At 66.3% G+C, this 23,514-nt stretch carries 15 protein-coding genes, 1 tRNA gene and 1 pseudogene; 8 read left to right on the forward strand and 9 right to left on the reverse strand.

Annotated elements, in window-relative coordinates; all coding sequences use genetic code 11:
- Window positions 1-19 precede the first annotated feature (19 nt).
- The gene (locus BCR55_RS13105) at window positions 20-2,119 is read left to right on the forward strand and encodes a prolyl oligopeptidase family protein (RefSeq protein ID WP_244104667.1); all 2,100 of its coding nucleotides are present in this window, start codon (window positions 20-22) and stop codon (window positions 2,117-2,119) included.
- 45 nt (window positions 2,120-2,164) lie between these two features.
- Here the strand turns inward: BCR55_RS13105 and xth are convergent, their stop codons facing one another.
- Complete coding sequence (gene xth / locus BCR55_RS13110) at window positions 2,165-2,941, reverse strand: exodeoxyribonuclease III (RefSeq protein WP_035945196.1); 777 nt, start codon at window positions 2,939-2,941, stop codon at window positions 2,165-2,167.
- A 152-nt stretch (window positions 2,942-3,093) separates the two neighbouring features.
- Between xth and BCR55_RS13115 the strand changes: the two genes are divergently transcribed.
- Window positions 3,094-3,170: transfer RNA gene (locus BCR55_RS13115), tRNA-Met, on the forward strand.
- Between the two features lie 107 nt (window positions 3,171-3,277).
- Here BCR55_RS13115 and BCR55_RS13120 read toward each other — a convergent pair.
- Complete coding sequence (locus BCR55_RS13120) at window positions 3,278-3,970, reverse strand: aspartate/glutamate racemase family protein (RefSeq protein WP_006411998.1); 693 nt, start codon at window positions 3,968-3,970, stop codon at window positions 3,278-3,280.
- Between the two features lie 174 nt (window positions 3,971-4,144).
- Here BCR55_RS13120 and dinB point away from each other — a divergent pair, with 174 nt between their 5' ends.
- Window positions 4,145-5,311, forward strand: a complete 1,167-nt coding sequence (gene dinB, locus BCR55_RS13125; protein ID WP_065494962.1) for a DNA polymerase IV — start codon at window positions 4,145-4,147, stop codon at window positions 5,309-5,311.
- Window positions 5,312-5,362: 51 nt separating this feature from the next.
- Here the strand turns inward: dinB and BCR55_RS13130 are convergent, their stop codons facing one another.
- From BCR55_RS13130 to fixL, 4 genes are all read right to left on the reverse strand, one after another.
- Window positions 5,363-7,450 (reverse strand): M3 family metallopeptidase, encoded by a 2,088-nt coding sequence (locus BCR55_RS13130; protein WP_065494632.1) that lies wholly within the window; start codon window positions 7,448-7,450, stop codon window positions 5,363-5,365.
- Window positions 7,451-7,704: 254 nt separating this feature from the next.
- Window positions 7,705-8,562, reverse strand: a complete 858-nt coding sequence (folD, locus tag BCR55_RS13135; protein WP_035488310.1) for a bifunctional methylenetetrahydrofolate dehydrogenase/methenyltetrahydrofolate cyclohydrolase FolD — start codon at window positions 8,560-8,562, stop codon at window positions 7,705-7,707.
- A gap of 238 nt (window positions 8,563-8,800) precedes the next feature.
- Window positions 8,801-9,439 carry an oxygen response regulator transcription factor FixJ gene (gene fixJ / locus BCR55_RS13140; protein WP_006401970.1) on the reverse strand — a complete coding sequence of 213 codons (639 nt, stop codon included), beginning with the start codon at window positions 9,437-9,439 and terminating at the stop codon, window positions 8,801-8,803.
- Window positions 9,436-11,952: an oxygen sensor histidine kinase FixL gene (gene fixL / locus BCR55_RS13145; protein ID WP_012213070.1), complete on the reverse strand. Its 2,517-nt coding sequence runs from the start codon at window positions 11,950-11,952 to the stop codon at window positions 9,436-9,438. The genes fixJ and fixL overlap by 4 nt, the downstream gene beginning before the upstream one ends.
- On the opposite strand from fixL, the pseudogene BCR55_RS33885 reads away from it, so the two are divergent.
- From BCR55_RS33885 to lpdA, 4 genes and pseudogenes are all read left to right on the forward strand, one after another.
- Window positions 11,872-12,089, forward strand: a pseudogene (locus tag BCR55_RS33885) (hypothetical protein); the annotation flags it as partial. The gene fixL and the pseudogene BCR55_RS33885 sit on opposite strands and share 81 nt — an antisense overlap.
- Window positions 12,090-12,224: 135 nt before the next feature.
- On the forward strand, window positions 12,225-14,921 hold the full coding sequence (gene aceE / locus BCR55_RS13150; protein WP_006401967.1) for a pyruvate dehydrogenase (acetyl-transferring), homodimeric type: 2,697 nt from the start codon (window positions 12,225-12,227) through the stop codon (window positions 14,919-14,921).
- Between the two features lie 67 nt (window positions 14,922-14,988).
- Window positions 14,989-16,653: a dihydrolipoyllysine-residue acetyltransferase gene (aceF, locus tag BCR55_RS13155; RefSeq protein WP_065494633.1), complete on the forward strand. Its 1,665-nt coding sequence runs from the start codon at window positions 14,989-14,991 to the stop codon at window positions 16,651-16,653.
- A gap of 272 nt (window positions 16,654-16,925) precedes the next feature.
- The gene (lpdA, locus tag BCR55_RS13160) at window positions 16,926-18,701 is read left to right on the forward strand and encodes a dihydrolipoyl dehydrogenase (RefSeq protein WP_006408168.1); all 1,776 of its coding nucleotides are present in this window, start codon (window positions 16,926-16,928) and stop codon (window positions 18,699-18,701) included.
- Window positions 18,702-18,858: 157 nt separating this feature from the next.
- Here lpdA and BCR55_RS13165 read toward each other — a convergent pair.
- Together BCR55_RS13165 and BCR55_RS13175 are read right to left on the reverse strand one after the other, a co-directional pair.
- Window positions 18,859-20,081, reverse strand: a protein-coding gene (locus BCR55_RS13165; protein WP_105775252.1) for an IS3 family transposase whose coding sequence is annotated in 2 segments (ribosomal slippage) — window positions 18,859-19,713 and window positions 19,716-20,081 — 1,221 coding nt in all. Because the reading frame shifts where the segments join, the coding sequence is not laid out codon by codon here.
- Window positions 20,082-20,187: 106 nt separating this feature from the next.
- A complete protein-coding gene (locus BCR55_RS13175; RefSeq protein WP_006408169.1) occupies window positions 20,188-20,754 on the reverse strand; it encodes a phasin family protein in 567 nt (188 codons plus the stop codon).
- A gap of 650 nt (window positions 20,755-21,404) precedes the next feature.
- Here BCR55_RS13175 and pbpG point away from each other — a divergent pair.
- Window positions 21,405-22,550 (forward strand): D-alanyl-D-alanine endopeptidase, encoded by a 1,146-nt coding sequence (gene pbpG, locus BCR55_RS13180; protein WP_006408170.1) that lies wholly within the window; start codon window positions 21,405-21,407, stop codon window positions 22,548-22,550.
- Window positions 22,551-22,656: 106 nt separating this feature from the next.
- On the opposite strand, the gene BCR55_RS13185 is transcribed toward pbpG, so the two are convergent.
- Window positions 22,657-23,466 carry an IclR family transcriptional regulator gene (locus BCR55_RS13185; RefSeq protein ID WP_006401960.1) on the reverse strand — a complete coding sequence of 270 codons (810 nt, stop codon included), beginning with the start codon at window positions 23,464-23,466 and terminating at the stop codon, window positions 22,657-22,659.
- Between the last annotated feature and the right edge of the window lie 48 nt (window positions 23,467-23,514).

Raw genomic sequence — 23,514 nt, forward strand, 5'->3', positions numbered from 1 at the left:
TTGCGCGCGCGATTCCGTCATGTCCGATTCCTTCCGCTGGCCCGCTGCGGCCGATCCCTTCCGTTTTCTCGAAGCGCTCGACAGCGCTCGCGCTCGCGCGTGGGTCGACGAACAGAACGCGCGCACGCGCGCCGCGCTGCGCGACAACGACGCGTATCGCGCGCTCGCCGCACGGCTCGCACGCGCGTATCTGCCGCGTGAACGGCCGGTCATTCCGACGCGCTGGCGCGACTGGGCCTACGACCTGTGGCAGGACGATCTGCATCCGAAGGGGCTCTGGCGTCGCGCGCGCTGGGACGACTGGCGTGCGGGCCGCGCCGAATGGGAGACGCTGCTCGACGTCGATGCGCTCGGTGCGGCCGAAGGCGAATCGTGGGTGTTCGAGCAGGACGCGATCCTGTATCCGGACGGCGATCGCGCATTGCTGTCGCTGTCGCCGGGCGGCGCGGATGCGGTCGTCGTCCGGGAATTCGATCTCGTGCTGCGGCGCTTCGTCGACGACGGCTTCACGATCGACGTGCCGGGCCATCACACGGTCGGCTGGATCGATCGCGATACGGTGTACGTGAGCTGGGATCGCGGCGACGCGCATTCGACCGCAGCCGGCTATCCGTACGACGTGCGGCGCTGGGTGCGCGGCACGCCGCTCGCAAAGGCGCCGGTCGTGTTTCGCGGCGAACCGGACGACATCAGCGCCGGTGCGTGGTTCGATCCGATCGACGGTCGTCACGCCGCGTGGCGCAGCGTCGACTTCTTCGACGCGCATACCTACCGGCTGACCGAGGCGGGCGAGTGGGCGCGCTACGACGTGCCGACGCACGTCGAGGTCGGCTTCTGGGAAGGCTGGCTCGTGCTGGAGCCGCGGCTCGACTGGGACTGCGACGGCGTGCGTCATGCGGGCGGGTCGTTGCTCGCGATCCGCGAGCGCGCGTTCCTCGAAGGTTCGCGCGCGTTCACGACGCTGTTCGAGCCGCAGCCGTCGACGTCCGCCTGCACGTGGACGCATACGCGCCACACGCTGATCGCGAGCTGGCTCGACGACGTGCACAACCGCACGCTGCTATGGGAGCCGCGGCAGTCGGCCGACGGTACGTGGACCTGGGATGCGCGGCCGCTCGATTGGCCGGGCGACGCGCAGATCGACGTCGAGCCCGTCGAGCCGACGCTGAACGACGACGTCTACGTGGACGTCGATACCTATCTCGATCCGCCCGAATGCTGGCTCGCCGATCTAGCCGACCGCGCGGCGGATGCCGCGTCGCGGCGCGTGCTGCTCGATCGTCCGCCGGTGCAGTTCGATGCGGCCGGGCTCGTCGTGCGTCGCGCGAGCGCGCTCTCGCGCGACGGCACGCGCGTGCCGTACACGCTGATCGGCCCGCGCGATGCGCTCGACGGCGCTACGCGCATCGCGCGGCCGTGCCTGCTGTCCGGCTACGGCGGCTTCGCGCTGCCGAACCTGCCCGGCTACAGCGACGCGCTCGGCATCGGCTGGCTCGAGCGCGGCGGCGTCGCGGCGTTCGCGCACATCCGCGGCGGCGGCGAATTCGGGCCGCGCTGGCACGTCGACGCACAGCGCGAACATCGCCAGCGTTCGTTCGACGATTTCATCGCGGTCGCGGAGGACCTGATCGCGACCGGCGTGACGACGGCCGCGCAGCTCGGCATCGAAGGCGGCAGCAACGGCGGGCTGCTGGTCGCCGCATGCATGGTGCAGCGCCCGGCGCTGTTCGGCGCCGTGCTGTGCCGCGTGCCGCTGCTCGATATGCGGCGCTATCCGAAGCTGCATGCGGGCGCCGCGTGGCTCGACGAATACGGCGACCCGGACGATCCCGACGAAGGGGCGGCGCTCGCCGCGTATTCGCCGTATCACCGCGTGCGCGACGGCGTCGCGTATCCGCCGCTGCTGCTGACGACGTCGACGCGCGACGACCGCGTGCATCCGGCGCACGCGCGCAAGATGGCCGCGCGCATGCAGGCGCTCGGTCATCGCAACGTGTGGTACTGGGAGAACACCGACGGCGGTCACGGCAGCGCCGACGATCTGGAGCGCGCCGAATCCGACGCGGCGGAATTCGGCTTTCTGTGGGCCCATTTCGGGCCCGCGCCCGCGCGCGGCTGAGGGCACGTGGGGCAGGAGCAGGGCAGAAGCGGCAGGGCGGCGGCGTCAGCCGAGGACCGCGACGACCGGCGTATGGTCGGACGGCTGCTCCCACGTGCGCGGCACGCGATCGACTTCGCACGACGTGCAGCTGCCCGCGAGCGCCGGCGACAGCAGGATGTGATCGATGCGCAGCCCGGCGTTGCGGCGGAACGCGAACATCCGGTAGTCCCACCACGTGAAAGTCTTCTCGGGCTGCTCGAAGCGGCGGAACGCATCGACGAAGCCGAGCTCGATCAGCTTCGCGAAGTGCGCGCGCTCCTGCGGCGACACGAGGTTCTCGCCCTCCCATTTCGCCGGATCGTGCACGTCGCGATCTTCGGGCGCGATGTTGTAGTCGCCGAGCAGCGCGAGCTTCGGGTAGCGCTGCATCTCGGCGCGCAGCCACGCGTGCAGCGCGTCGAGCCACTGCATCTTGTACAGGAATTTGTCGGAGCCGACCGCCTGACCGTTCGGGAAGTAGGCGGACACGATCCGCACGCCGTCGATCGTGACGGCGATCACGCGCTGCTGCGTGTCCTCGAAGCCCGGAATATTGCGCACGACGTCCGATTCGTCGAACGGCAGCGTGTCGCGCGCGAGAATCGCGACGCCGTTGTAGGTCTTCTGGCCGGCGAACCAGCTGCGATAGCCGGCCGCCTCGAGATCGGCGCGCGGAAATTTCTCGTCCGGCAGTTTGAGTTCCTGCAGGCACAGTACGTCGACGGCGCTTTGCGCGAGCCAGTCGAGCACGTGCTGCTTGCGGACGTTGAGCGAGTTGACGTTCCAGGTGGCGATTTTCATGAACGGGGAAGCGCGCGTGCGGATCAATGCAAAGGCCGCCATCTTACCGCGAGCACGGGGCAGGAACGCGCGAAGCGCCGCGATGCATTAAGTACGAATATGACAAAAGTGTTGACGTAAGTGCTTAGCCACCCTATAATTTATTTCTCTGACGCGGGGTGGAGCAGTCTGGCAGCTCGTCGGGCTCATAACCCGAAGGTCGTAGGTTCAAATCCTACCCCCGCAACCAAGCACACCAGACGATGTGCAGCGCAAGTGACCGATGCGCGCTTCGTCGACAGGAACCCGGCCCCGTGCCGGGTTTTTTGTTTTGGGCGTTCGTTTCGCGTCGTTGCGTCAGCGCGCGGCCCATTCGACGGCCGCCTTGGCGTGCAGTGCCGTCGTGTCGAACACCGGCAGCGGCGAATCGTCGGTGCCGATCAGCAGTGTGATTTCCGTGCAGCCGAGAATCACCGCCTGCGCGCCGCGTTGCGCGAGCGATTCGATGATCCGCACGTACGTGCCGCGCGACTCGCGCGCGATGATGCCGTGGCACAGCTCGTCGTAGATGATCCGGTGCACGTCGGCGCGCTCGCGTTCGTCGGGCACGAGCACGTCGATGCCGAACCGCTCGCGCAGCCGCTGCGCGTAGAACGGCAGTTCCATCGTATAGCGCGTGCCGAGCAGCGCGACGCGCTCGACGCCCGCGTCGCGCAGCGCGGCGCCGGTCGGATCGGCGATATGCAGGAACGGCAGTGTGACGGCCGCTTCGATCGCGTCGTGCACGCGATGCATCGTGTTGGTCGTCAGCACGACGAGATCGGCGCCGGCCGCTTCGAGCTGCCGCGCGGCGTCGGCCATCCGTTCGCCGAGCGCAGGCCAGTCGTGCGCGCGCTGCAGCGCCTCGATCTCCGCGAAATCGACGGTCACGAGCACGCTCTTCGCGTTGTGATGACCGCCGTGCAGCGCTTTCGAATGGCGATTGATCAGCCGGTAGTATTCGGCCGACGATTCCCAGCTCATTCCGCCGATCAGTCCGATCGTCTTCATCCGTTGCCCTTTGGTTCGTATGGTCGCAGTCGAGTATAGGGGCCGGTGCGCGTGCGCGGCGGTACGCTTCGCGCAAAGCCGGCCGGTACGGCGCAGTGCGAGACGGCGGCGCGCGGCAGGGCAGCGCACGACGGCGGTCCGCGCCTGCCTCACGCGGCGGTTGAAACGCCCACTGTGTTTTTGTACAGTATCGGCACCGTGAATCCGTCCGCCATTCCGTCTTCCGATCCGCGCGAGCCGCCGCCCGACGGCGACGCACCGCCGCGCGTGCGCAAGATCATCCACTGCGATTGCGACTGCTTTTACGCATCGGTCGAGATGCGCGACGATCCGTCGTTGCGCAATCGTCCGCTCGCGGTCGGCGGCCGGCCCGACCAGCGCGGCGTAATCGCGACGTGCAATTACGAGGCGCGGCGCTATGGCGTGCACTCGGCGATGTCGTCGGCGCTGGCGATGCGCAAGTGTCCGGATCTGCTGATCCTGCCGAGCGCGATGGACAAGTACCGCACCGCATCGCGGCAGATCATGGCGATCTACCGCGACTACACCGCCGACGTCGAACCGCTGTCGCTCGACGAAGCCTATCTCGACGTGAGTCGCTCCGAGCGCTGTCAGGGCAGCGCGACGCTGATCGCGCGCGAGATCCGGCAGCGCGTGTACGAGACGGTCGGCGTGACGGTGTCGGCCGGCGTCGCGCCGAACAAGTTCATCGCGAAGATCGCCTCCGACTGGAACAAGCCCGACGGTCTATTCGTCGTGCGGCCGCACGAAGTCGACGCCTTCGTCGCCGCGCTGCCGGTGCGCAAGCTGCACGGCGTCGGCAAGGTCACGGCCATGCGGCTCGACCGGCTCGGAATCCAGACCTGCGCACAGCTGCGGACCTGGTCGCTGATCGATCTGCATCGCGAATTCGGCGCATTCGGCCGGCGGCTGTACGAGCTCGCGCGCGGGATCGACGAACGGCCGGTGCAGGCCGATCAGGAGCGCAAGTCGGTCAGCGTCGAGACGACCTACGTGACCGATCTGACCACCCTCGAGCAGTGCGCGGACGAGATCCGCCGGCTCGTCGTGCAGCTCGATGCGCGGATCGCCCGCGCAGGCGCCGCACGTGCGATCCGCAAGCTGTACGTGAAGATCCGCTTCGCGGATTTTCAGCGCACGACGGTCGAATGCGTGGCCGACGCCACGAATGCCGATACGGCCGTCGCGCTGCTCGCGAAAGGGCTGCTGCGGCGCGCGCAGGCGGTGCGGCTGCTCGGCGTCGGCGTGCGCATCGACGAAAACACGCCCGAGCGCCACGGGCAGTTCTCGCTGTTCGACGACGACTCGCGCGTGCAATGAAAAAGGCACCGCCGAAGCGGTGCCTGTGCGGCGGCGACGCGGCGCGGCCCGTCAGTGCGCGGGCGCGGCCATCCCGTTATGACGCAGCAGCGCGTCGATCTTCGGCTCGCGGCCGCGGAATGCCTTGAACGAATCCATCGCCGGGCGGCTGCCGCCGACCTCGAGGATTTCGCGGCGATAGCGCGTGCCGGTTGCCGCATCGAGCACGCTGCCGTTCGCGGCGGCCGCTTCCTCGAACGCCGCATAGGCGTCGGCGGACAGCACTTCGGCCCACTTGTAGCTGTAGTAGCCGGCCGCGTAGCCGCCCGCGAAGATGTGGCTGAACGTGTTCGGCCAGCGCGAGAACGGTGCCTGCGGGATCACGTGATAGCGCTCGTTGATGTCGCGCGCAAAGTCGTTCACGGCGAGCGCGCCGGCCGGATCGAAATCGACGTGCAGCAGCATGTCGAACATCGAGAACACGATCTGGCGCAGCGTGCCGAGCCCGCTCTGGAAGTTCTTCGCGGCGATCATCTTGTCGAACAGCGCGCGCGGCAGCGACGCGCCTGTATCGACGTGCGACGACATCGACGACAGCACGTCCCATTCCCAGCAGAAGTTCTCCATGAACTGCGACGGCAGCTCGACCGCATCCCATTCGACGCCGTTGATGCCGGACACGCCGAGCTCGTCGACGCGCGTGAGCATGTGATGCAGCCCGTGGCCGAATTCGTGGAACAGCGTGATCACTTCGTCGTGCGTGAAGCAGGCGGGCTTGCCGCCGACCGGCGCGGAGAAGTTGCAGGTCAGATACGCGACCGGTGTCTGCACGCCGTCGCCGCGCTTCGCGCGCGAACGCGCGTCGTCCATCCACGCACCGCCGCGCTTGCCTTCGCGTGCGTACAGATCGAGATAGAACTGCGCGACGAGGGAGCCGTCGCGGTTTTCGACGCGGAAAAAGCGCACGTCCTTGTGCCAGACCGGCGCATCGTCCGGCTTGATCTGCACGCCGAACAGCGTCTCGGTCACGGTGAACAGACCCTTCAGCACGGCCGGTTCCGGGAAGTACTGCTTGACCTCGTTTTCCGAGAACGCATAGCGCTGCTGGCGCAGCTTCTCGGCCGCGTACGCGACGTCCCACGGCGCGAGTTCGCTGAGGCCGAGTTCCTTCGAGGCGAACGCGCGCAGCTCGTCCCAGTCCTTTTCCGCGTGCGGACGCGCGCGCGTCGCGAGATCCTCGAGGAACGCGATCACCTGCTGCGGCGACTCGGCCATCTTCGGCGCGAGCGACACTTCGGCGAAGTTACGGTAGCCGAGCATCTGCGCCTCTTCGCGGCGCAGCTTCAGTTCGTCTGCGACGATCGCGGTGTTGTCCCATTCGGCCTTGCCGCCGCCGTACTGCGGGCCGAGCTCCGAGGCGCGCGTCGCATACGCGCGGTACAGCGCCTCGCGCATCGCGCGGTTGTCCGCGTACTGCAGCACCGGGAAATACGAGGGAAAGTGCAGCGTGAATTTCCAGCCTTCCTTGCCGTCCTTCTGCGCCGCTTCGCGCGCGGCTTCGATCGCGTCGCCCGGCAGGCCGGCCAGTTCGGCTTCGTCGTGCGCGAAGTACGCATACGCGTTGGTCGCGTCGAGCACGTGATCGGAGAACGCCTTCGCGAGCGCGGCCTGCTGCTCCTGCAGTTCCGCGAAACGCGGCTTCCGGTCTTCGGGCAGCTCGGCGCCCGACAGGCGGAAGTCGCGCAGCGCGTTGTCGAGGATCTTCTTGCGCTCGGCGGACAGCGTCGTATATTCGGCGCCGGCCGCGATCGCCTTGTACTTGTCGTAGAGCGCGAGATTCTGGCCGACGCTCGACCAGAACTCAGTCACGCGCGGCAGGTTTTCGCCGTACGCGGCGCGCAGCTCGGGCGTATCGGCGACCGCGTTCAGGTGGCCGACGATACCCCATGCGCGGCCGAGCGGCTCGGTCGCACGCTCGACCGTTTCGACGACGTCGGCCCAGGTTGCGGGCGTCGCCGGCGCGCTCGCGGTTTCGACCGCGCGATTGGCGGCATCGAGCAGTGCGTCGAGCGCGGGCGTCACGTGTTCGGGGCGAATCTCGCCGAAGCGGGGCAGGCCGGAGAAATCGAGGAGCGGATTGGTGTGGGCGCTGTCGGACATAAGACTCCCTGTCTGTTGCCGGATGAACCGGGATGAAAACGGTGAGGCGCGAGGCGCGCCGATACCGACATTATTGGGGCGCGTCGCGCGCTTTCCAATCGTTAGTTTCTAACGGCGCGATTGAGGCAGGGTCGGATGCGCGGCGCGTACGCACTGCGCAATGGGCGAGGCGCGCGGCGAGCGGCGCTCGCGCGGGGGCCGCCGAGCGGCGGCCGGCAGGAAGCCGGCGCGCACACGCGCCGGCGGGCATGGGGTCAGGCGGCCGCGGCGGCGCGCTCGGCCGATTCGAGCGTGTTGATCAGCAGCATCGTGATCGTCATCGGCCCGACGCCGCCCGGCACCGGCGTGATGTAGCCGGCGACTTCCTTCACGCCCGCGAAATCGACGTCGCCGCACAGCTTGCCTGCGTCGTCGCGGTTCATCCCGACGTCGATCACGGTCGCGCCCGGCTTCACCATGTCGGCGGTCAGGATGTTGCGCTTGCCGACCGCGGCGACGATGATGTCGGCCTGCCGCGTATGCGCGGCGAGGTCGCGCGTCTTGCTGTGGCAGATCGTCACGGTCGCGCCCGCTTCGAGCAGCAGCATCGCCATCGGCTTGCCGACGATGTTCGAGCGGCCGATCACGACCGCGTTCGCACCCTGCAGCGCAATGCCGTGCGCGGCGAACATCTTCATCACGCCGTACGGCGTGCACGGGCGGAACAGCGGCTTGCCCGTCATCAGTGCGCCGGCGTTGGCGACGTGAAAGCCGTCGACGTCCTTCTCGGGCGCAATCGCCTCGATCACCTTGTGGCTGTCGATATGCGCGGGCAGCGGCAGTTGCACGAGGATCCCGTGAATCTTCGGATCGCGGTTCAGTTCGTCGATGCGCGCGAGCAGGTCGGCCTCGGACAGCGTCGCCGGGTACGCGTCCTTTTGCGAGAAGAAGCCGTTGTCCTCGCACGCCTTGATCTTGTTGCGCACGTAGACTTCGCTCGCCGCGTTGTCGCCGACGAGGATCACCGCGAGGCCGGGCTGGTGGCCGCGGGCGGTCAGGGCGGCGGCGCGTTCGGCGGCCTGCGCGCGCAAGGTCTTCGAGAGGGCGTTGCCGTCGATGAGGAGGGCTGTCATGGTGGTGGGTTCTGCCGGGAAGTTGGAATGCGGGCGTGCGGCGTCGGGAAACGCCGCAGCAAAGCACGCAATTATACCGTTCGCCTGTCGCGGTCCGACAGCGAATGCGCGGAATGCGTCATGATCGGCGCGCACGGGCGCCGCAAGCAACGCCGCCCCGAGCGAGAGGGCCGTATCGCTCGGGGCGGAAGGGGAGCGGGCGCACCGGGCCGCGCGGCCCGGCGTGCGCGCCGCGTGTTCAGGCGGGCTTCTTCGACAGCGCGAGGCGCAGCAGGTCGGCTACCGTGTTGACGTTGAGCTTTTCCATGATGTTCGCGCGGTGCGCTTCGACCGTCTTGATGCTGATCCCGAGATCGTCGGCGATCTGCTTGTTCAGGCGGCCTGCAATGATGCGCTCGAGCACCTGCTGCTCGCGCGCGGTCAGCTTCGACAGGCGCTCGCTCGCGGCGCGCTGTTCCTGCACGCTCTTGCTTTCGCTTCGGGCCTTGTCGAGCATCCGCTCGACGAGCTTGCGCAGTTCCGCTTCGTCGAACGGTTTCTCGATAAAGTCCATCGCACCCTTTTTCATCGTCGACACGGCCATCGGCACGTCGCCGTGACCGGTGACGAAGATGATGGGCAGCGCGGCATTGTCGGCGATCAGACGCTCCTGCAGTTCGAGGCCGCTCATACCCGACATCCGCACGTCGAGGATCAGGCACGCGATCTGGCCGGCCTGCTGCGCGGGCTGATACGCGTCGAGAAACTGCTCCGCGCTCGAGAAGCATTGCACGCGATAGCCGTTCGCCTCCAGCAGCCAGCGCAGCGAGTCCCGCACGGCCTCGTCGTCGTCGACGACAAAGACGGTTTCCTGGGTGGTGGTGACAGGACTATTCATAGTTCTCCCGTAACGGTATGTGATGCCGATGTCTCGGACCCCCCTTGGCCGAGATCAGCGGGTTCCCCAATGGGCAGGCTGCAGTGGAACGTCGCGCCGGAAATGCGGCCGTCCGGCTCGACGTTGTTGACCACCCACAGGCGCCCCCGATGCGATTCGATGATCGAACGGCAGATGTTCAGCCCCATGCCCATGCCGTCGGACTTGGTGCTGTAAAACGGTTCGAACAGGCGCTCGGCCGTCGCTTCGTCGACGCCGGGCCCCTGATCGATCACGCGAATGTCGACGAAGCCGGCGTCGATGTCGGCGACGACGCGAATCACGCCGTCGGCCGACGGCGGCTTCACGTCTGCCATCGCTTCGGCCGCGTTCTTCATCAGGTTCACGAGCACTTGCTCGATCAGCACGGGGTCGACATAAATAATAGGCATTCTTGCGAGGATTTCGGTGACGATCCGAATCCTGCGCTTCCTGGCCTCGATTTCGGCGAGCCCGACCGCATCGGCGACGATGTCCGCGACGCGCGCCGGCTGGCGCTTCGGCTCGCTGCGCTTCACGAATTCGCGGATCCGCTTGACGATCATGCCCGCGCGCAGCGCCTGCTGGGCGGTCTTTTCGAGCGCCGGCTGCAGCATCTCCGGCGTGCCGCGGCCGCTCTTCACGAGCGCGAGCGTGCCGGAGCAGTAGTTGTTGATCGCCGCGAGCGGCTGGTTCAGTTCGTGCGCGATCGACGACGCCATTTCGCCCATCGTCATCAGCCGGCTCGTGAACTGCAGCTTTTCTTCCTGCTGATGCGCGAGTTCCTGCGCCTTCTTGCGGGTCGTGATGTCGGTCGCGATCTGCATCTGCGCGAGGTGGCCGTCGACCCACTGGATGTACTGGCGGCGCACCTCGAACCATTTCTGGATGCTTTCGACGTACACCTCCTGCGCGTCGGCCGCGGTGTTCGTCAGCGCGGTGGCCGGCAGGCCCGCGAACGCATCGACCATGTCGATCGAATCGGACGACGCCTGCGCGCGGTCGAAGCCGCCGCCCGACAGCTCGAGATGGCCGTCCGGGCGGATCCCGAACAGGTGGCGGTAGTAGCGGTTCGCGAACAGCAGCTCGGCTTCGTCGGCCGCGAGCACCGACACCGCGGCGTCGAGGCTTTCGAGCACCGTCGTGAAGCGCTCGTGCGCGGCCGCGAGCTCCTCGCGCGCGCGCTTCGGCTCGGTGATGTCGGTCATCGACGACATCCAGCCGGTCTGGCGCCCCGAGCTGTCGATCAGCGGCGAGACGTAGAGCCGTGCGTGGAACAGCGTGCCGTTCTTGCGCCGCACGCGCAGCTCGAAGCCCGAGCTCGGCGCCTTGCCGCGCAGCGTCATGTCGAGCTGGCGCTGCATTTCGGGATACGCATCGCGCGGCCAGTAGGGGAACGGTGCGACCTTGCCGACCAGATCGCTTTCGTCCCAGCCCGTCATGCGGCAGAACGCGGGGTTCACGTGCGTGATGCGGCCGTGCATGTCGAGCACGCGCATGCCGATCAGCACCGAGTTTTCCATCGCACGGCGGAAGAACGCTTCCGCGTAGAGCGCCTGCTGCGCCTCGAAGCGCTGGCGCGTGTGCTTCCACAGGCTCCAGAGGCTCCACAGCACGAAGCACGACAGGCCGGCGACGAGCCACACGAGCGTGTTGTTGGTCAGGTTCGTGAGCTGCGGGAACGCGTAGACGCGCACCGTGAGCCCCTGGCCGGGCGGATCGAGCGGCAGGTCGTAGTGCGAGTCGCGCGGCAGGCGCGGGCGCGTGGAAGTCGACGACAGTTCGCGGTTGTTCGCGTCGGTGATCGAGATCTTGTACTTCGACGACAGTTCCTGCGGGATGTCGTGCTTCAGGATGCCCTCGACCGAGAACACCGCGGCGAGCGAGCCGAGATAGTCGCGGTCGCCGCGCATCACGGGCGTCTGCAGCGTGATGTAGCCGTTGCCGAAGTCGTCGTAGATCAGCGGCGAATACGCCTGGCGGCGCGAGCTGCGCGCTTCGTCGTAGGCGCCGCGCACCGCGTCCTGCAGCTGCGCGTCGCCGGGCTTCGCGAGCCGCTGGCCGAGCAGCGGCGGATGCACGGTCGGCCAGCGCTGCACGCCGGGCGCCGTATACCAGTTCAGATAGAGGATTTCCGGATGCGTCTGCATGACGTCCGCGACGGCCATCTGGAACGCGTTCTGGTCGAGGCGCCCCGACGCGAGGTCGCGCGACAGCGCCTGCAGCTGTTCCTGCGCGCCCGTCATCGACAGCCGGATCTGCTGCTGCGCCCACGCGACGTTACGGAACAGCGTGTCTTCCTGCTGCTGCTGTTCCCGGCGGTTGAGGCTCCATAGAATGAGGCTCATCACCACGAGGAACACGAGGATCGACAGCAGCGGCGTCAGCAAATAGGAATTGGACCACCACGGTCCGTGGTGCCAACGGGACGGCTGCGACTCCGCCGGCGGGCCCGACGGTCGCGCCGAGCGTGCGAAAAGCCGATCGGTCAACATGGCAGGATTGTAGCGCAGCGCAATACATGGAAAACCTATACCCGATATGTTGAGCCGAAACGAATTTATGCGGCCGGCGCGGGCCGCAGCGCCCCGCGGCATGGGTGCAGCGCAGCAATATTCCGCATTACGAGAAAAGATCTCATAATTCGAAAATTTTGTTGCGTGCGGCCCGGCACGCTCATTACAATCCGCTGAGCTTGCCCGCAGCCGGCCGCGCCGCGTCGTCTGCACGAGAGCGATCCTCACATTCCAGGACCCAGGAGACGAGAATGTCCGCTGTACCGAACGAAGTGATGAAGTATGTCGCCGCCGAGCGTGACGACGACCCGCAGGAAACCGTTGAATGGCTCGAGGCGCTGGACGGCGTGATCTCCTCCGTGGGTACCGGCCGCGCGCACTACCTGATCGAAAAGCAGATCGAATTCGCACGCATGCATGGCGAACATCTGCCGTTTTCCGCGAACACCCCGTACATCAACACGATTCCGGTCGAAGCCCAGGCCAAGATTCCGGGCGACCAGGACATCGAGCACCGCATCCGCTCGTACACGCGCTGGAACGCGCTCGCGATGGTGCTGCGCGCCGGCAAGGACACGAACGTCGGCGGCCACATTGCGTCGTTCGCGTCGGCCGCGACGCTCTACGACGTCGGCTACAACCATTTCTGGCACGCCCCGTCCGACCAGCACGGCGGCGATCTCGTGTTCGTGCAGGGCCACTCGTCGCCGGGCGTGTACTCGCGCGCGTTCCTGCTCGGCCGCCTGACCGAGGAGCAGCTCGACAACTTCCGCCAGGAAGTCGGCGGCAACGGCATCTCGTCGTACCCGCACCCGTGGCTGATGCCGGACTTCTGGCAGTTCCCGACCGTGTCGATGGGTCTCGGCCCGATCATGGCGATCTATCAGGCGCGCTTCATGAAGTACCTCGAGGCGCGCGGCATCGCGAAGACGGAAGGCCGCAAGGTGTGGGCGTTCCTCGGCGACGGCGAGACCGACGAACCGGAATCGCTCGGCGCGATCGGGATGGCGAGCCGCGAGAAGCTCGACAACCTCGTGTTCGTGATCAACTGCAACCTGCAGCGTCTCGACGGCCCGGTGCGCGGCAACGGCAAGATCATCCAGGAGCTGGAATCGGAATTCCGCGGCGCCGGCTGGAACGTCATCAAGGTGATCTGGGGCAGCCGCTGGGATGCGCTGTTCGCACGCGACAAGACGGGCGCGCTGATGCGCCGGATGATGGAAGTCGTCGACGGCGAATACCAGACGTACAAGTCGGAGTCGGGCGCGTTCGTCCGCGAGCACTTCTTCAACACGCCGGAGCTGAAGGCGCTCGTCGCCGACTGGTCCGACGACGACATCTGGAACCTGAACCGCGGCGGCCACGATCCGCACAAGATCTACGCGGCGTTCCATGAAGCGACGCACACGAAGGGCGCGCCGACCGTCATCCTCGCGAAGACCATCAAGGGCTACGGGATGGGCGAGTCCGGTCAGGCGATGAACATCACGCACCAGCAGAAGAAGCTGCCGGTCGAGCAACTGAAGAAGTTCCGCGACCAGTTCCGCCTGCCGATCACCGACGAGCAGATCGCCGACGTGCCGTATCTGAAGTTCGAGGAAGGCTCGAAGGAACTCGAATACATGCGCCAGAAGCGCATGGACCTCGGCGGCTACCTGCCGCAGCGTCGCCAGAAGGCGGCATCGCTGCCGGTGCCGGCGCTCGACGCGTTCGAGCCGCTGCTCAAGGGCACGGGCGAAGGCCGCGAGATCTCGACGACGATGGCGTTCGTGCGGATCCTGAACATCCTGCTGAAGGACAAGGCGCTCGGCAAGCGCGTGGTGCCGATCGTCCCGGACGAGTCGCGCACGTTCGGCATGGAAGGCCTGTTCCGCCAGATCGGCATCTGGAACCAGGAAGGCCAGAAGTACGTGCCGGAAGATTCCGATCAGCTGATGTTCTACAAGGAATCGCAGACCGGCCAGATTCTGCAGGAAGGCATCAACGAAGCGGGCGGCATGTGTGACTGGATCGCGGCGGCGACGTCGTATTCGACGCACGGCGAGATCATGGTGCCGTTCTACATCTTCTACTCGATGTTCGGCTTCCAGCGGATCGGCGATCTGGCATGGGCGGCCGGCGACATGCGTTCGCGCGGCTTCCTGCTCGGCGGCACCGCGGGCCGCACGACGCTGAACGGCGAAGGTCTGCAGCACGAAGACGGTCACTCGCTGCTGTGGGCGGCATCGGTGCCGAACTGCGTCAGCTACGACCCGACGTTCGGCTACGAGCTCGCCGTCATCATCCAGGACGGCCTGCGCCGGATGGTGCAGGATCAGGAAGACGTGTACTACTACATCACGGTGATGAACGAGAACTACGAGCACCCGGCGATTCCGCAGGGCGAGCACGTGGCGGCCGACATCATCAAGGGCATGTACGCGTTCCGCAAGGCGGACGCCAACGCGAAGGCGCCGCGCGTGCAGCTGCTCGGCGCGGGCACGATCTTCAACGAAGTGATCGCCGCCGCCGATCTGCTGAAGAAGGACTGGGGCGTCGCCGCCGATCTGTGGAGCGTGCCGAGCTTCACCGAGCTCGCGCGCGAAGGCCACGACGTCGAGCGCTGGAACCTGCTGCACCCGACCGAGGAGCGTCGCCTGTCGCACGTGCAGAAGTGCCTGAAGGACACGCAGGGCCCGGTCATCGCCTCGACCGACTACGTGCGTGCGCTGGCCGACCAGATCCGCGGCCAGATCGATCGCCGCTACGTCGTGCTCGGCACCGACGGCTACGGCCGTTCGGATACGCGTGAGAAGCTGCGTCACTTCTTCGAAGTCGACCGCTACTGGGTGACGGTGGCCGCGCTGAACGCGCTGGCCGACGAGGGCACGATCGATCGCAAGATCGTCGCCGACGCGATCGCGAAGTACAACCTCGATCCGTCGAAGCCGAACCCGATGACCGTTTAACGACACGCGCCGCGTGATGCCGCGCGCCGCCTCGCGGGGAGGCGCGCGGTCCTGGAGACACAGACAGATGAGTCAAGCGATCGAAGTGAAGGTGCCGGATATCGGCGATTACAAGGACGTGCCCGTCATCGAGGTGCTCGTGAAAGCGGGCGACACGGTCGAGCCCGAGCAGTCGCTCGTCACGCTCGAGTCCGACAAGGCGACGATGGACGTGCCGAGCCCCGCCGCGGGCACGGTCAAGGAAGTGAAGGTCAAGGTGGGCGACGCCGTGTCGGAAGGCACGCTGATCATCCTGCTCGAAGGGGGCGCCGCCGCGCAGCCGAACGGCGCCGCTGCGCCGGCGGCCGCACCGGCCCAGGCGTCCGCGCCGGCTCCGGCTGCCGCGCCTGCCGCACCGGCCGCTGCGCCCGCCGCATCGGGCGGCACGCTCGAAGTGAAGGTGCCCGACATCGGCGACTACAAGGACGTGCCGGTGATCGAGATCGGCGTGAAGGTCGGCGACACGGTCGAGAAGGAGCAGTCGCTCGTCACGCTCGAATCGGACAAGGCGACGATGGACGTGCCGAGCCCGGCCGCCGGCGTCGTGAAGGACATCAAGGTGAAGGTCGGCGACACCGTGTCGGAAGGCACGCTGATCGTGCTGCTCGAGGCCGCCGGCGCAGCGCCGGCCGCTGCGGCGCCGCAGGCGAGCGCACCGGCGCCGGCCGCCGCCGCTCCGGCCGCTGCGCCTGCTCCGGCACCGGCACCGGCACCGGCGAAGGCCGCGGCACCGGCTGCCGCGTCGGCCGCTGCCGCACCGTCGGGCGAACACCGTGCGAGCCACGCGTCGCCGTCGGTGCGCAAGTTCGCGCGCGAACTGGGCGTCGACGTGTCGCGCGTGCAGGGCAGCGGTCCGAAGGGCCGCATCACGAAGGAAGACGTCACGGCGTTCGTGAAGGGCGTGATGACGGGCCAGCAGGCGGCACCGGCCGCAGCGGTCGCGCCGGCCGGCGGCGGCGAGCTGAACCTGCTGCCGTGGCCGAAGGTCGACTTCTCGAAGTTCGGCCCGTTCGAGTCGAAGCCGCTGTCGCGCATCAAGAAGATCTCGGGCGCGAACCTGCATCGCAACTGGGTGATGATCCCGCACGTCACGAACAACGACGAAGCCGACATCACCGATCTCGAAGCGCTGCGCGTGCAGCTGAACAAGGAGCACGAGAAGGCGGGCGTGAAGTTCACGATGCTCGCATTCGTGATCAAGGCGGTCGTCGCCGCGCTGAAGAAGTTCCCGACCTTCAACGCGAGCCTCGACGGCGACAACCTGGTGTTCAAGCAGTACTACCACATCGGTTTCGCGGCCGACACGCCGAACGGTCTCGTCGTGCCGGTGATCCGCGATGCGGACAAGAAGGGCCTCGTCGAAATCGCGAAGGAAATGGCAGAGCTGTCGAAGGCCGCGCGCGAAGGCAAGCTGAAGCCGGACCAGATGCAGGGCGGCTGCTTCTCGATCTCGTCGCTCGGCGGGATCGGCGGCACGCATTTCACGCCGATCATCAACGCGCCGGAAGTCGCGATCCTCGGCTTGTCGCGCGGCCAGATGAAGCCGGTGTGGGACGGCAAGCAGTTCGTGCCGCGCCTGACGCTGCCGCTGTCGCTGTCGTATGACCATCGTGTGATCGATGGCGCGGAGGCCGCGCGGTTCAATGCGTATCTGGGGTCGTTGCTCGGCGACTTCCGTCGGGTGATTCTTTGATGAGCTGAGGGGTGCTCGCAGGGGCGCGGGCCGCATGTCGGTGATCCGCGCCCTGTCGTTGAACTCGCTTTCTTGACGGTCTGCCGGCGTCGCCCCTGCGCGGGGCGGCGGTCACTTTTCTTTGTCTTGCCAAAGAAAAGTAACCAAAAGAAAGGCGCGTCCTTGGGCGGACGGCAAAGGGGGTACTGCCGGTGTCGGCGTGCTCCGGTCAGGCCGTAGTTCAATGCGAGTTTCCCTTCCTCTCTCTGCAGCTAAACAAGAAGGGGACGTATATGAGTCTCATCGAAGTCAAGGTTCCGGATATCGGAGATTTCAGCGGCGTCGATGTCATCGAAGTCAACGTGAAGCCGGGCGACGTGATCGAAAAAGAGCAGACGCTCATCACGCTCGAATCGGACAAGGCCTCCATGGAAGTGCCGAGCGACGTCGCCGGCACCGTCAAGGAAATCAAGATCAAGGCCGGCGACAAGGTCTCGCAAGGCACGATCATCGCGCTCGTCGAAGCAGCGGAAGGCGCAGCCGCCCCGGCACCGGCGAAAGCGCCGGAGCCGGCCAAGCCCGCCGCAGCCGCGCCGGCGGCCGCCCCCGCAGCCGCACCGGCACCCGCGCCGCAAGCGGGCAGCTATGCGGGCGCAGCCGACATCGAGTGCGACATGCTCGTGCTCGGCGCCGGCCCCGGCGGCTACTCGGCCGCGTTCCGCGCGGCCGACCTCGGCATGAAGACGGTGCTCGTCGAGCGCTACCCGACGCTCGGCGGCGTGTGCCTGAACGTCGGCTGCATCCCGTCGAAGGCGCTGCTGCACACGGCGCTCGTCGTCGAGGAAGCCGAGGCGCTCGCGGCGCACGGCATCTCGTTCGGCAAGCCGCAGGTCGACCTCGACAAGCTGCGCGACTTCAAGGGCGGCGTCGTCAAGAAGCTGACGACGGGCCTCGCCGGTATGGCAAAGGCGCGCAAGGTCGAAGTCGTGACCGGCGTCGGCACGTTCGTCGATCCGCATCACATGGAAGTGCAGGGCGAAAACGGCAAGAAGGTCGTCAAGTTCAAGCAGGCGATCATCGCCGCGGGCTCGCAGGCCGTGAAGCTGCCGTTCATGCCGGAAGATCCGCGCGTCGTCGATTCGACGGGTGCGCTCGAGCTGCGCCAGCTGCCGAAGCGGATGCTCGTGATCGGCGGCGGCATCATCGGCCTCGAAATGGCGACGGTCTATTCGACGCTCGGCGCCGAAATCGACGTCGTCGAAATGATGGACGGCCTGATGATGGGCGCAGACCGCGATCTCGTGAAGGTCTGGGAAAAGTACAACGCGAAGCGCTTCGGCAACGTGATGCTGAAGACCAAGACGGTCGGCGCGGAAGCGAAGGAAGACGGCATCTACGTGAAGTTCGAAGGCGAGAAGGCGCCGGCGGAACCGCAGCGCTACGACCTCGTGCTCGTCGCGGTCGGCCGCAGCCCGAACGGCAAGAAGATCGGTGCCGACAAGGCGGGCGTCGCCGTCACGGACCGCGGCTTCATCGAAGTCGACAAGCAGATGCGCACGAACGTCCCGCACATCTTCGCGATCGGCGACATCGTCGGCCAGCCGATGCTCGCGCACAAGGCCGTCCATGAAGGCCACGTCGCCGCCGAAGCCGCACACGGCGAAAAGGCGTACTTCGATGCGCTGCAGATTCCGTCCGTCGCCTATACGGATCCGGAAGTCGCGTGGGCCGGCAAGACGGAAGATCAGTGCAAGGCCGAAGGCATCAAGTACGGCAAGGCCGTGTTCCCGTGGGCCGCATCGGGCCGCGCGATCGCGAACGGCCGCGACGAAGGCTTCACGAAGCTGATCTTCGACGAGGAGACGCATCGCGTGATCGGCGGCGGTATCGTCGGCCTGAACGCGGGCGATCTGATCAGCGAAGTGTGCCTCGCGGTCGAAATGGGCGCGGACGCCGAAGACATCGGCAAGACGATTCACCCGCACCCGACGCTCGGCGAATCGGTCGGCATGGCTGCCGAACTGTACGAAGGCGTCTGCACGGACCTGCCGCCGCAGCGCAAGAAGTAACGCGCACGACCGGCCGCGCGCCGGTCGAAACGAACGCCGCCTGCCCGGGCTTTCCGGCAGGCGGCGTTTTTCGTTGGATCGGGCGCCGGTCGCGCCGGTCCGGCGCCTGCGCGAGCGGCGGTGTCAAGTCCTAGAATAGGTTGACAGTATCCGTACGCTAGAACGCCCGATGCACCGCATCGGGCGTTTTGTATTTCAGGGCAGCATGTGGCCGCTCGTGGTTGTAGGTGCGCACGGACTGTTCGACCATCTTGGTGGCCTGCTCGAGGTCAGCAGGACGCTGCAGCAAGAACTCACCCTTGAGGATGCCGTTGACCCGCTCGGCCAGCGCATTTTGATAGCAGTCGTAGCCGTCCGTCATCGAACAGCGCAAGCCGTGACGCCGATGGATGTCCTGATAGTAGGTCGAGCAGTACTGGATCCCACGATCGGAATGATGGATCAAGGGCTGGCTGGTCTGGCGCGTGCGCAACGCCTTCTTCAGCGCCTGACTGACCTGTTCGGTCTGTAGGCTGTCGTGAACGTGATGACCGACGATCTTGCGCGAGAACGCATCGGTAATCAGGCTCAGGTACACGAACGGGCCAGCCGTGGGCAGATAGGTGATGTCGGCCACCCACACTTGTTCGGGCCCAGTCGGCACGACCTGATCCGGCCCGGGTTTAAGCAGATTCGGATGTCGCCGGAAGCGATGATGGCTCTGCGTCGTCTTGTGGTACGCCCGGTGTGGCACGACCAACAGGCGCGCGGCGCGCAGCACATCGAACAATCGATCTCGCCCGAGCTTGATGCCGCGCTCACCCAAGACAGGCCCGAGCAGATGGTGCAGCTTTCGTGCCCCGAGTCTCGGTTGGCGCAGCCGTATATCGCGCACCAGCGTCGTCACGACTTCGGCTTGCGTGCTGCGGCGTTCCTCGCTGCGACATCGCTTGTAATACGCTTGCCGGCTGATGCCCATGTAGCGGCAGGCTCGTTCGACGCTCAGCTTTTTGATCCGCTTTTGCGCGACGACCTGCCCGAAGGCTTTTTTACGGTGATCCCGTAGTCCTTGCGCATCACGTCGAGCACGGCCTCGAACAACGCAGCTTTCTCCTGTGCCTCTCGCAGCTGCGTTTCCAATTCCTTGATGCGCTGCTCCGGCGTGAGCGGCTTGGCGTCTTGCTTTGACATAGTAGAACCCGATCGCGCACGGCCGGATGGATCGGCCCAATCCTGCAAGCCGTGCTTACGTAACCATACCAGCACGGTCGAGCGTCCTTGGATGCCGTAGCGCCGCTGCGCCTCTTTATACGTCAGCTCGCCTTTTTCGACTTGGGCCACCACCGATAGCTTAAAAGCCAAGCTGTAGTCCCGCTGCGTCCGCTTGATCCCTTGTTCCACTTGCCACCTCTTCGTCTCGGCGAAAAAGTGTCAACCTATTTCAGGACGGGTCACGGAAATGAAAAAAGCCGCGCAGTGCGCGGCTCTTTCCGGGAGCAGAGGACGCTTACGCGGCCGGCTTGCTCGTGCGGCGCGACGCAGCGGCGGTCGCAGCCTTCGACGCGACCGCAGCGGCTGCGTTGAAGTTCGTCTCGGCGATCTCGACGGCCTGCTTCGTGGCCTTCTGGACCGTTTCGTACGTCGTGTTCGCGGCGTTCAGCGCCGACTTCAGCGCGGCGACAGCCGTTTCCGAACCGGCCGGTGCGTTCTTCGCGACGTTGTCGACGAGCGCCTGCACCTTCCTGTTCTGCTCTTCGAATTGCGCTTCGGCGACCTTCGCGAACTCGGCTTGCGTGGCCGACGCGATTTCGTAGAGATGACGGCCGTACGACAGCACCTTTTCCGCGACCGGCTGCGTCAGGCTCGCCTGCAGCGCGATCAGTTCCTGCGCATCCTTCACCGACAGCAGACGCTGTGCGTTTTCCTGGCCTTCGGCCAGCGTCGACTTCACGACCTGAAGGTTGAGTTCGATCAGCTTTTCGACGCCTTCGAACGCCTTGGTGGTCAGACCGAACAGGCTCTCGAGGTTGGCTTTTTGGGCGGCGGCGATTTGCTCGGGGGTCAGCAAGGACATGTCAAGCTCCTGGAAAGCGATCGCGTCGATCGCGGGGTAAAGGGCACTGCGCTGGGGAATCTTGCGGCGACGTGCTTTGTGCAACGCAGCAATGGAGCCTATTTTAGGGCAGAGAAAAACCTTGTCAAGCATTTTTTGTGCATTGCACAATAATGACAAATTATCGACAAAACAACGGCTTACCGCCGCGTTCCGGAATCGGTTTCAGCGGCTGTCCACGCTGGTGCACGGCGCGTGCCCCGGCGCGCGGCGCACCATGATCGCGCGCAGGTAAACCGCGCACGCGCGTGGAACGTTATGCTTATGTCCGTGTCGAAATGCGCGCCGTTTCGACACACGCGCCCGTGGCGACGTGCCTTCGCCCGTGCCGAGCCCGCGCCGCGGCAGGCCTGGCGCGGACTACGTAGTAACCCCGCTTTAAAACGCCCCCGAAGTGACGTTATCTCAATTAACCGTGCGGTAATCGGGAGACGGCCGCTGTCGCGCCGTATCGATGATTTTTTTCGATGGAAGCGCGCAGGTCGATCGACCGAATGTTGGCGGACGCTTACAATTCGGTTTAACGACGCTCGGTAAGTGCCTAATATTGCTCTTTTTTTCAGCTTTAACTACACTGGCGGAACCCTCCCGCCCGCTTTGTCCAGACCCCAATGAAAGCCGAATCGTTTTCACCGCGCAGATTGTTGCAGAGCATGACGCTCGGCACGGCTGTGTCGGTCGCCGTCGCGCTGCTCGCGACCGCCGCGTCCGTCACGCCCGCTGACGCCTTTGCCGCCACTGCGAAGACTCACCACGCCGCCAAGAAAGCCGCTTCGCCCGCGAAGCAGAAGGCGGCATCCGGCAAATCCGCGAAGGTCGCTGCGGCCGAGGCGCCGCGCGCGAAGGCGTCGCGCAAGCGCGTGACGCTCGCGGCGAACGTGCGCGGCGGCCACCATGGCGCGGTGCGCCGCGTTGCGTTCCAGCCGCGTCAGCCGACGGTCGGCCAGGCCTTCGGCCTGCATGACACGCCGGACGCGCTCGCGCTGCGTTCGAGCGTCGCGTATGTCGTCGACCAGAACACCGGCGAGCCGCTGTTCGACAAGAACTCGCACGCCGTCGTGCCGATCGCGTCGATCTCGAAGCTGATGACCGCGATGGTCGTGCTCGATTCGAAAGCGCCGATGACCGAGCAGATCGAAGTCACCGACGAAGACCGCGACTACGAGAAGGGCACGGGCTCGCGCCTGTCGGTCGGCTCGGTGCTGTCGCGGGAAGACATGCTGCACATCGCGTTGATGGCGTCGGAAAACCGCGCGGCGGCCGCGCTGTCGCGCTATTACCCGGGCGGCCGTCCGGCCTTCATCGCGGCGATGAACGCGAAGGCGAAGGCGCTCGGGATGACGGATACGCACTTCGAGAATTCGACGGGGCTGTCGAGCTCGAACGTGTCGAGCGCGCGCGATCTCGTGAAGATGGTCAACGCCGCGTATCAGTATCCGCTGATCCGCAAGTTCTCGACCGATCGCACCTACGAGGTCTATACGGGCAAGCGCAATCTCGTCTACAACAGCACGAACGCGCTGATCCGCGGCAACGGCTCGTGGGATATCGGTCTGCAGAAGACGGGCTTCATCAACGAGGCCGGCGAATGCCTGGTGATGCAGGCGACGATTCACGGCCGCCCGGTCGTGATGGTGCTGCTCGATTCGTTCGGCAAGTATTCGCGTTTCGCCGATGCGTCGCGCCTGCGCAACTGGCTCGACGCCGGCGGCGGCGAGCGCCTGACCGCGGCCAACACGCCGGCCGGCGGCACCTGAACCCGATCGCGCGACGCGGCGCTGCCGTTGCAGTCGCCGCGCCCGAAGTCGAAAAAAAGCCCCGCGACAGCGAGGCTTTTTGCATTCCGACGCCTGCGGCGGCGCATCATGCCTGCCGTTGCAGGCCTTCCGCTTCCTTCACGACTTCCGGTCGGTAGCCGAGCGCTTCTGAGATCGTCAGCGCGGTGCGGCTGAGCTGGCTGATCCACGCATCCTGCAGACGATCGGCCGGCGCCGACAGCGACAGCCCCGCGACGAGCTTGCCCGAATCGTCGTAGATGCCGGCCGCGATGCAGCGCACGCCGAGCTCGAGCTCCTCGTTGTCGCGCGCGCACGATTGCTGGCGCACGAGCGTCAGTTCGCGCTCGAGCTTGGTCAGATCGGTGATGCTGTTCTGCGTGTGGCCGGACAGCCCCGTGCGCGTCGCGTACGCGCGTACGCGCGACGTTTCGTCGGCCGCGAGGAACAGCTTGCCGACGGAGGTCAGATGCAGCGGCGCGCGGCCGCCGATCGCGCGGACGACCTGCATGCCCGAGCGCTCCGAATACGCACGCTCGATATAGACGATCTCGTCGCCTTGCCGGACCGACAGGTTGACCGTCTGGCCGGTGAGGCGGTGCAGTTCGCGCATCGGCATCAGCGCCGCGTCGCGCACCGACAGGCGCGCCTTCACGAGGTTGCCGAGTTCGAGCAGCCGCATGCCGAGCCGGTACGTGCCGGGATCGGAGCGGTCGACGAGGCGGCAGGTCACCATGTCGTTCAGGATGCGATGCGCGGTGGACGGATGCAGTTCCGTGCGCTGCGCGAGTTCCTTCAGGCTGACGGGATCGCTGTGAGCGGCGAGCGCGTCCAGCAGCCTCATCATGCGTTCGATCACCTGGATCGACGTTTTGGAATCCGGGGTGGGTTGGTTCATGTCGGCGGGAGAATCAGTTGACGCGGCAAGCGGTGTTGAACCGATTGT

Origin of the sequence: Burkholderia sp. CCA53 (genome assembly GCF_001685525.1) — a bacterium.
Classification (GTDB): Bacteria; Pseudomonadota; Gammaproteobacteria; order Burkholderiales; family Burkholderiaceae; genus Burkholderia; species Burkholderia multivorans.

Bases quoted from the DNA above. Each gene is read 5' to 3' on its own strand.
- aceF (WP_065494633.1), top strand. From the start codon at position 14,989: ATGAGTCAAGCGATCGAAGTGAAGGTGCCGGATATCGGCGATTACAAG.
- BCR55_RS13105 (WP_244104667.1), top strand. From the start codon at position 20: ATGTCCGATTCCTTCCGCTGGCCCGCTGCGGCCGATCCCTTCCGTTTT.
- xth (WP_035945196.1), bottom strand. From the start codon at position 2,941: ATGAAAATCGCCACCTGGAACGTCAACTCGCTCAACGTCCGCAAGCAG.
- BCR55_RS13130 (WP_065494632.1), bottom strand. From the start codon at position 7,450: ATGTCCGACAGCGCCCACACCAATCCGCTCCTCGATTTCTCCGGCCTG.
- BCR55_RS13185 (WP_006401960.1), bottom strand. From the start codon at position 23,466: ATGAACCAACCCACCCCGGATTCCAAAACGTCGATCCAGGTGATCGAA.
- pbpG (WP_006408170.1), top strand. From the start codon at position 21,405: ATGAAAGCCGAATCGTTTTCACCGCGCAGATTGTTGCAGAGCATGACG.
- BCR55_RS13120 (WP_006411998.1), bottom strand. From the start codon at position 3,970: ATGAAGACGATCGGACTGATCGGCGGAATGAGCTGGGAATCGTCGGCC.
- folD (WP_035488310.1), bottom strand. From the start codon at position 8,562: ATGACAGCCCTCCTCATCGACGGCAACGCCCTCTCGAAGACCTTGCGC.
- fixL (WP_012213070.1), bottom strand. From the start codon at position 11,952: ATGTTGACCGATCGGCTTTTCGCACGCTCGGCGCGACCGTCGGGCCCG.
- fixJ (WP_006401970.1), bottom strand. From the start codon at position 9,439: ATGAATAGTCCTGTCACCACCACCCAGGAAACCGTCTTTGTCGTCGAC.
- lpdA (WP_006408168.1), top strand. From the start codon at position 16,926: ATGAGTCTCATCGAAGTCAAGGTTCCGGATATCGGAGATTTCAGCGGC.
- aceE (WP_006401967.1), top strand. From the start codon at position 12,225: ATGTCCGCTGTACCGAACGAAGTGATGAAGTATGTCGCCGCCGAGCGT.
- BCR55_RS13175 (WP_006408169.1), bottom strand. From the start codon at position 20,754: ATGTCCTTGCTGACCCCCGAGCAAATCGCCGCCGCCCAAAAAGCCAAC.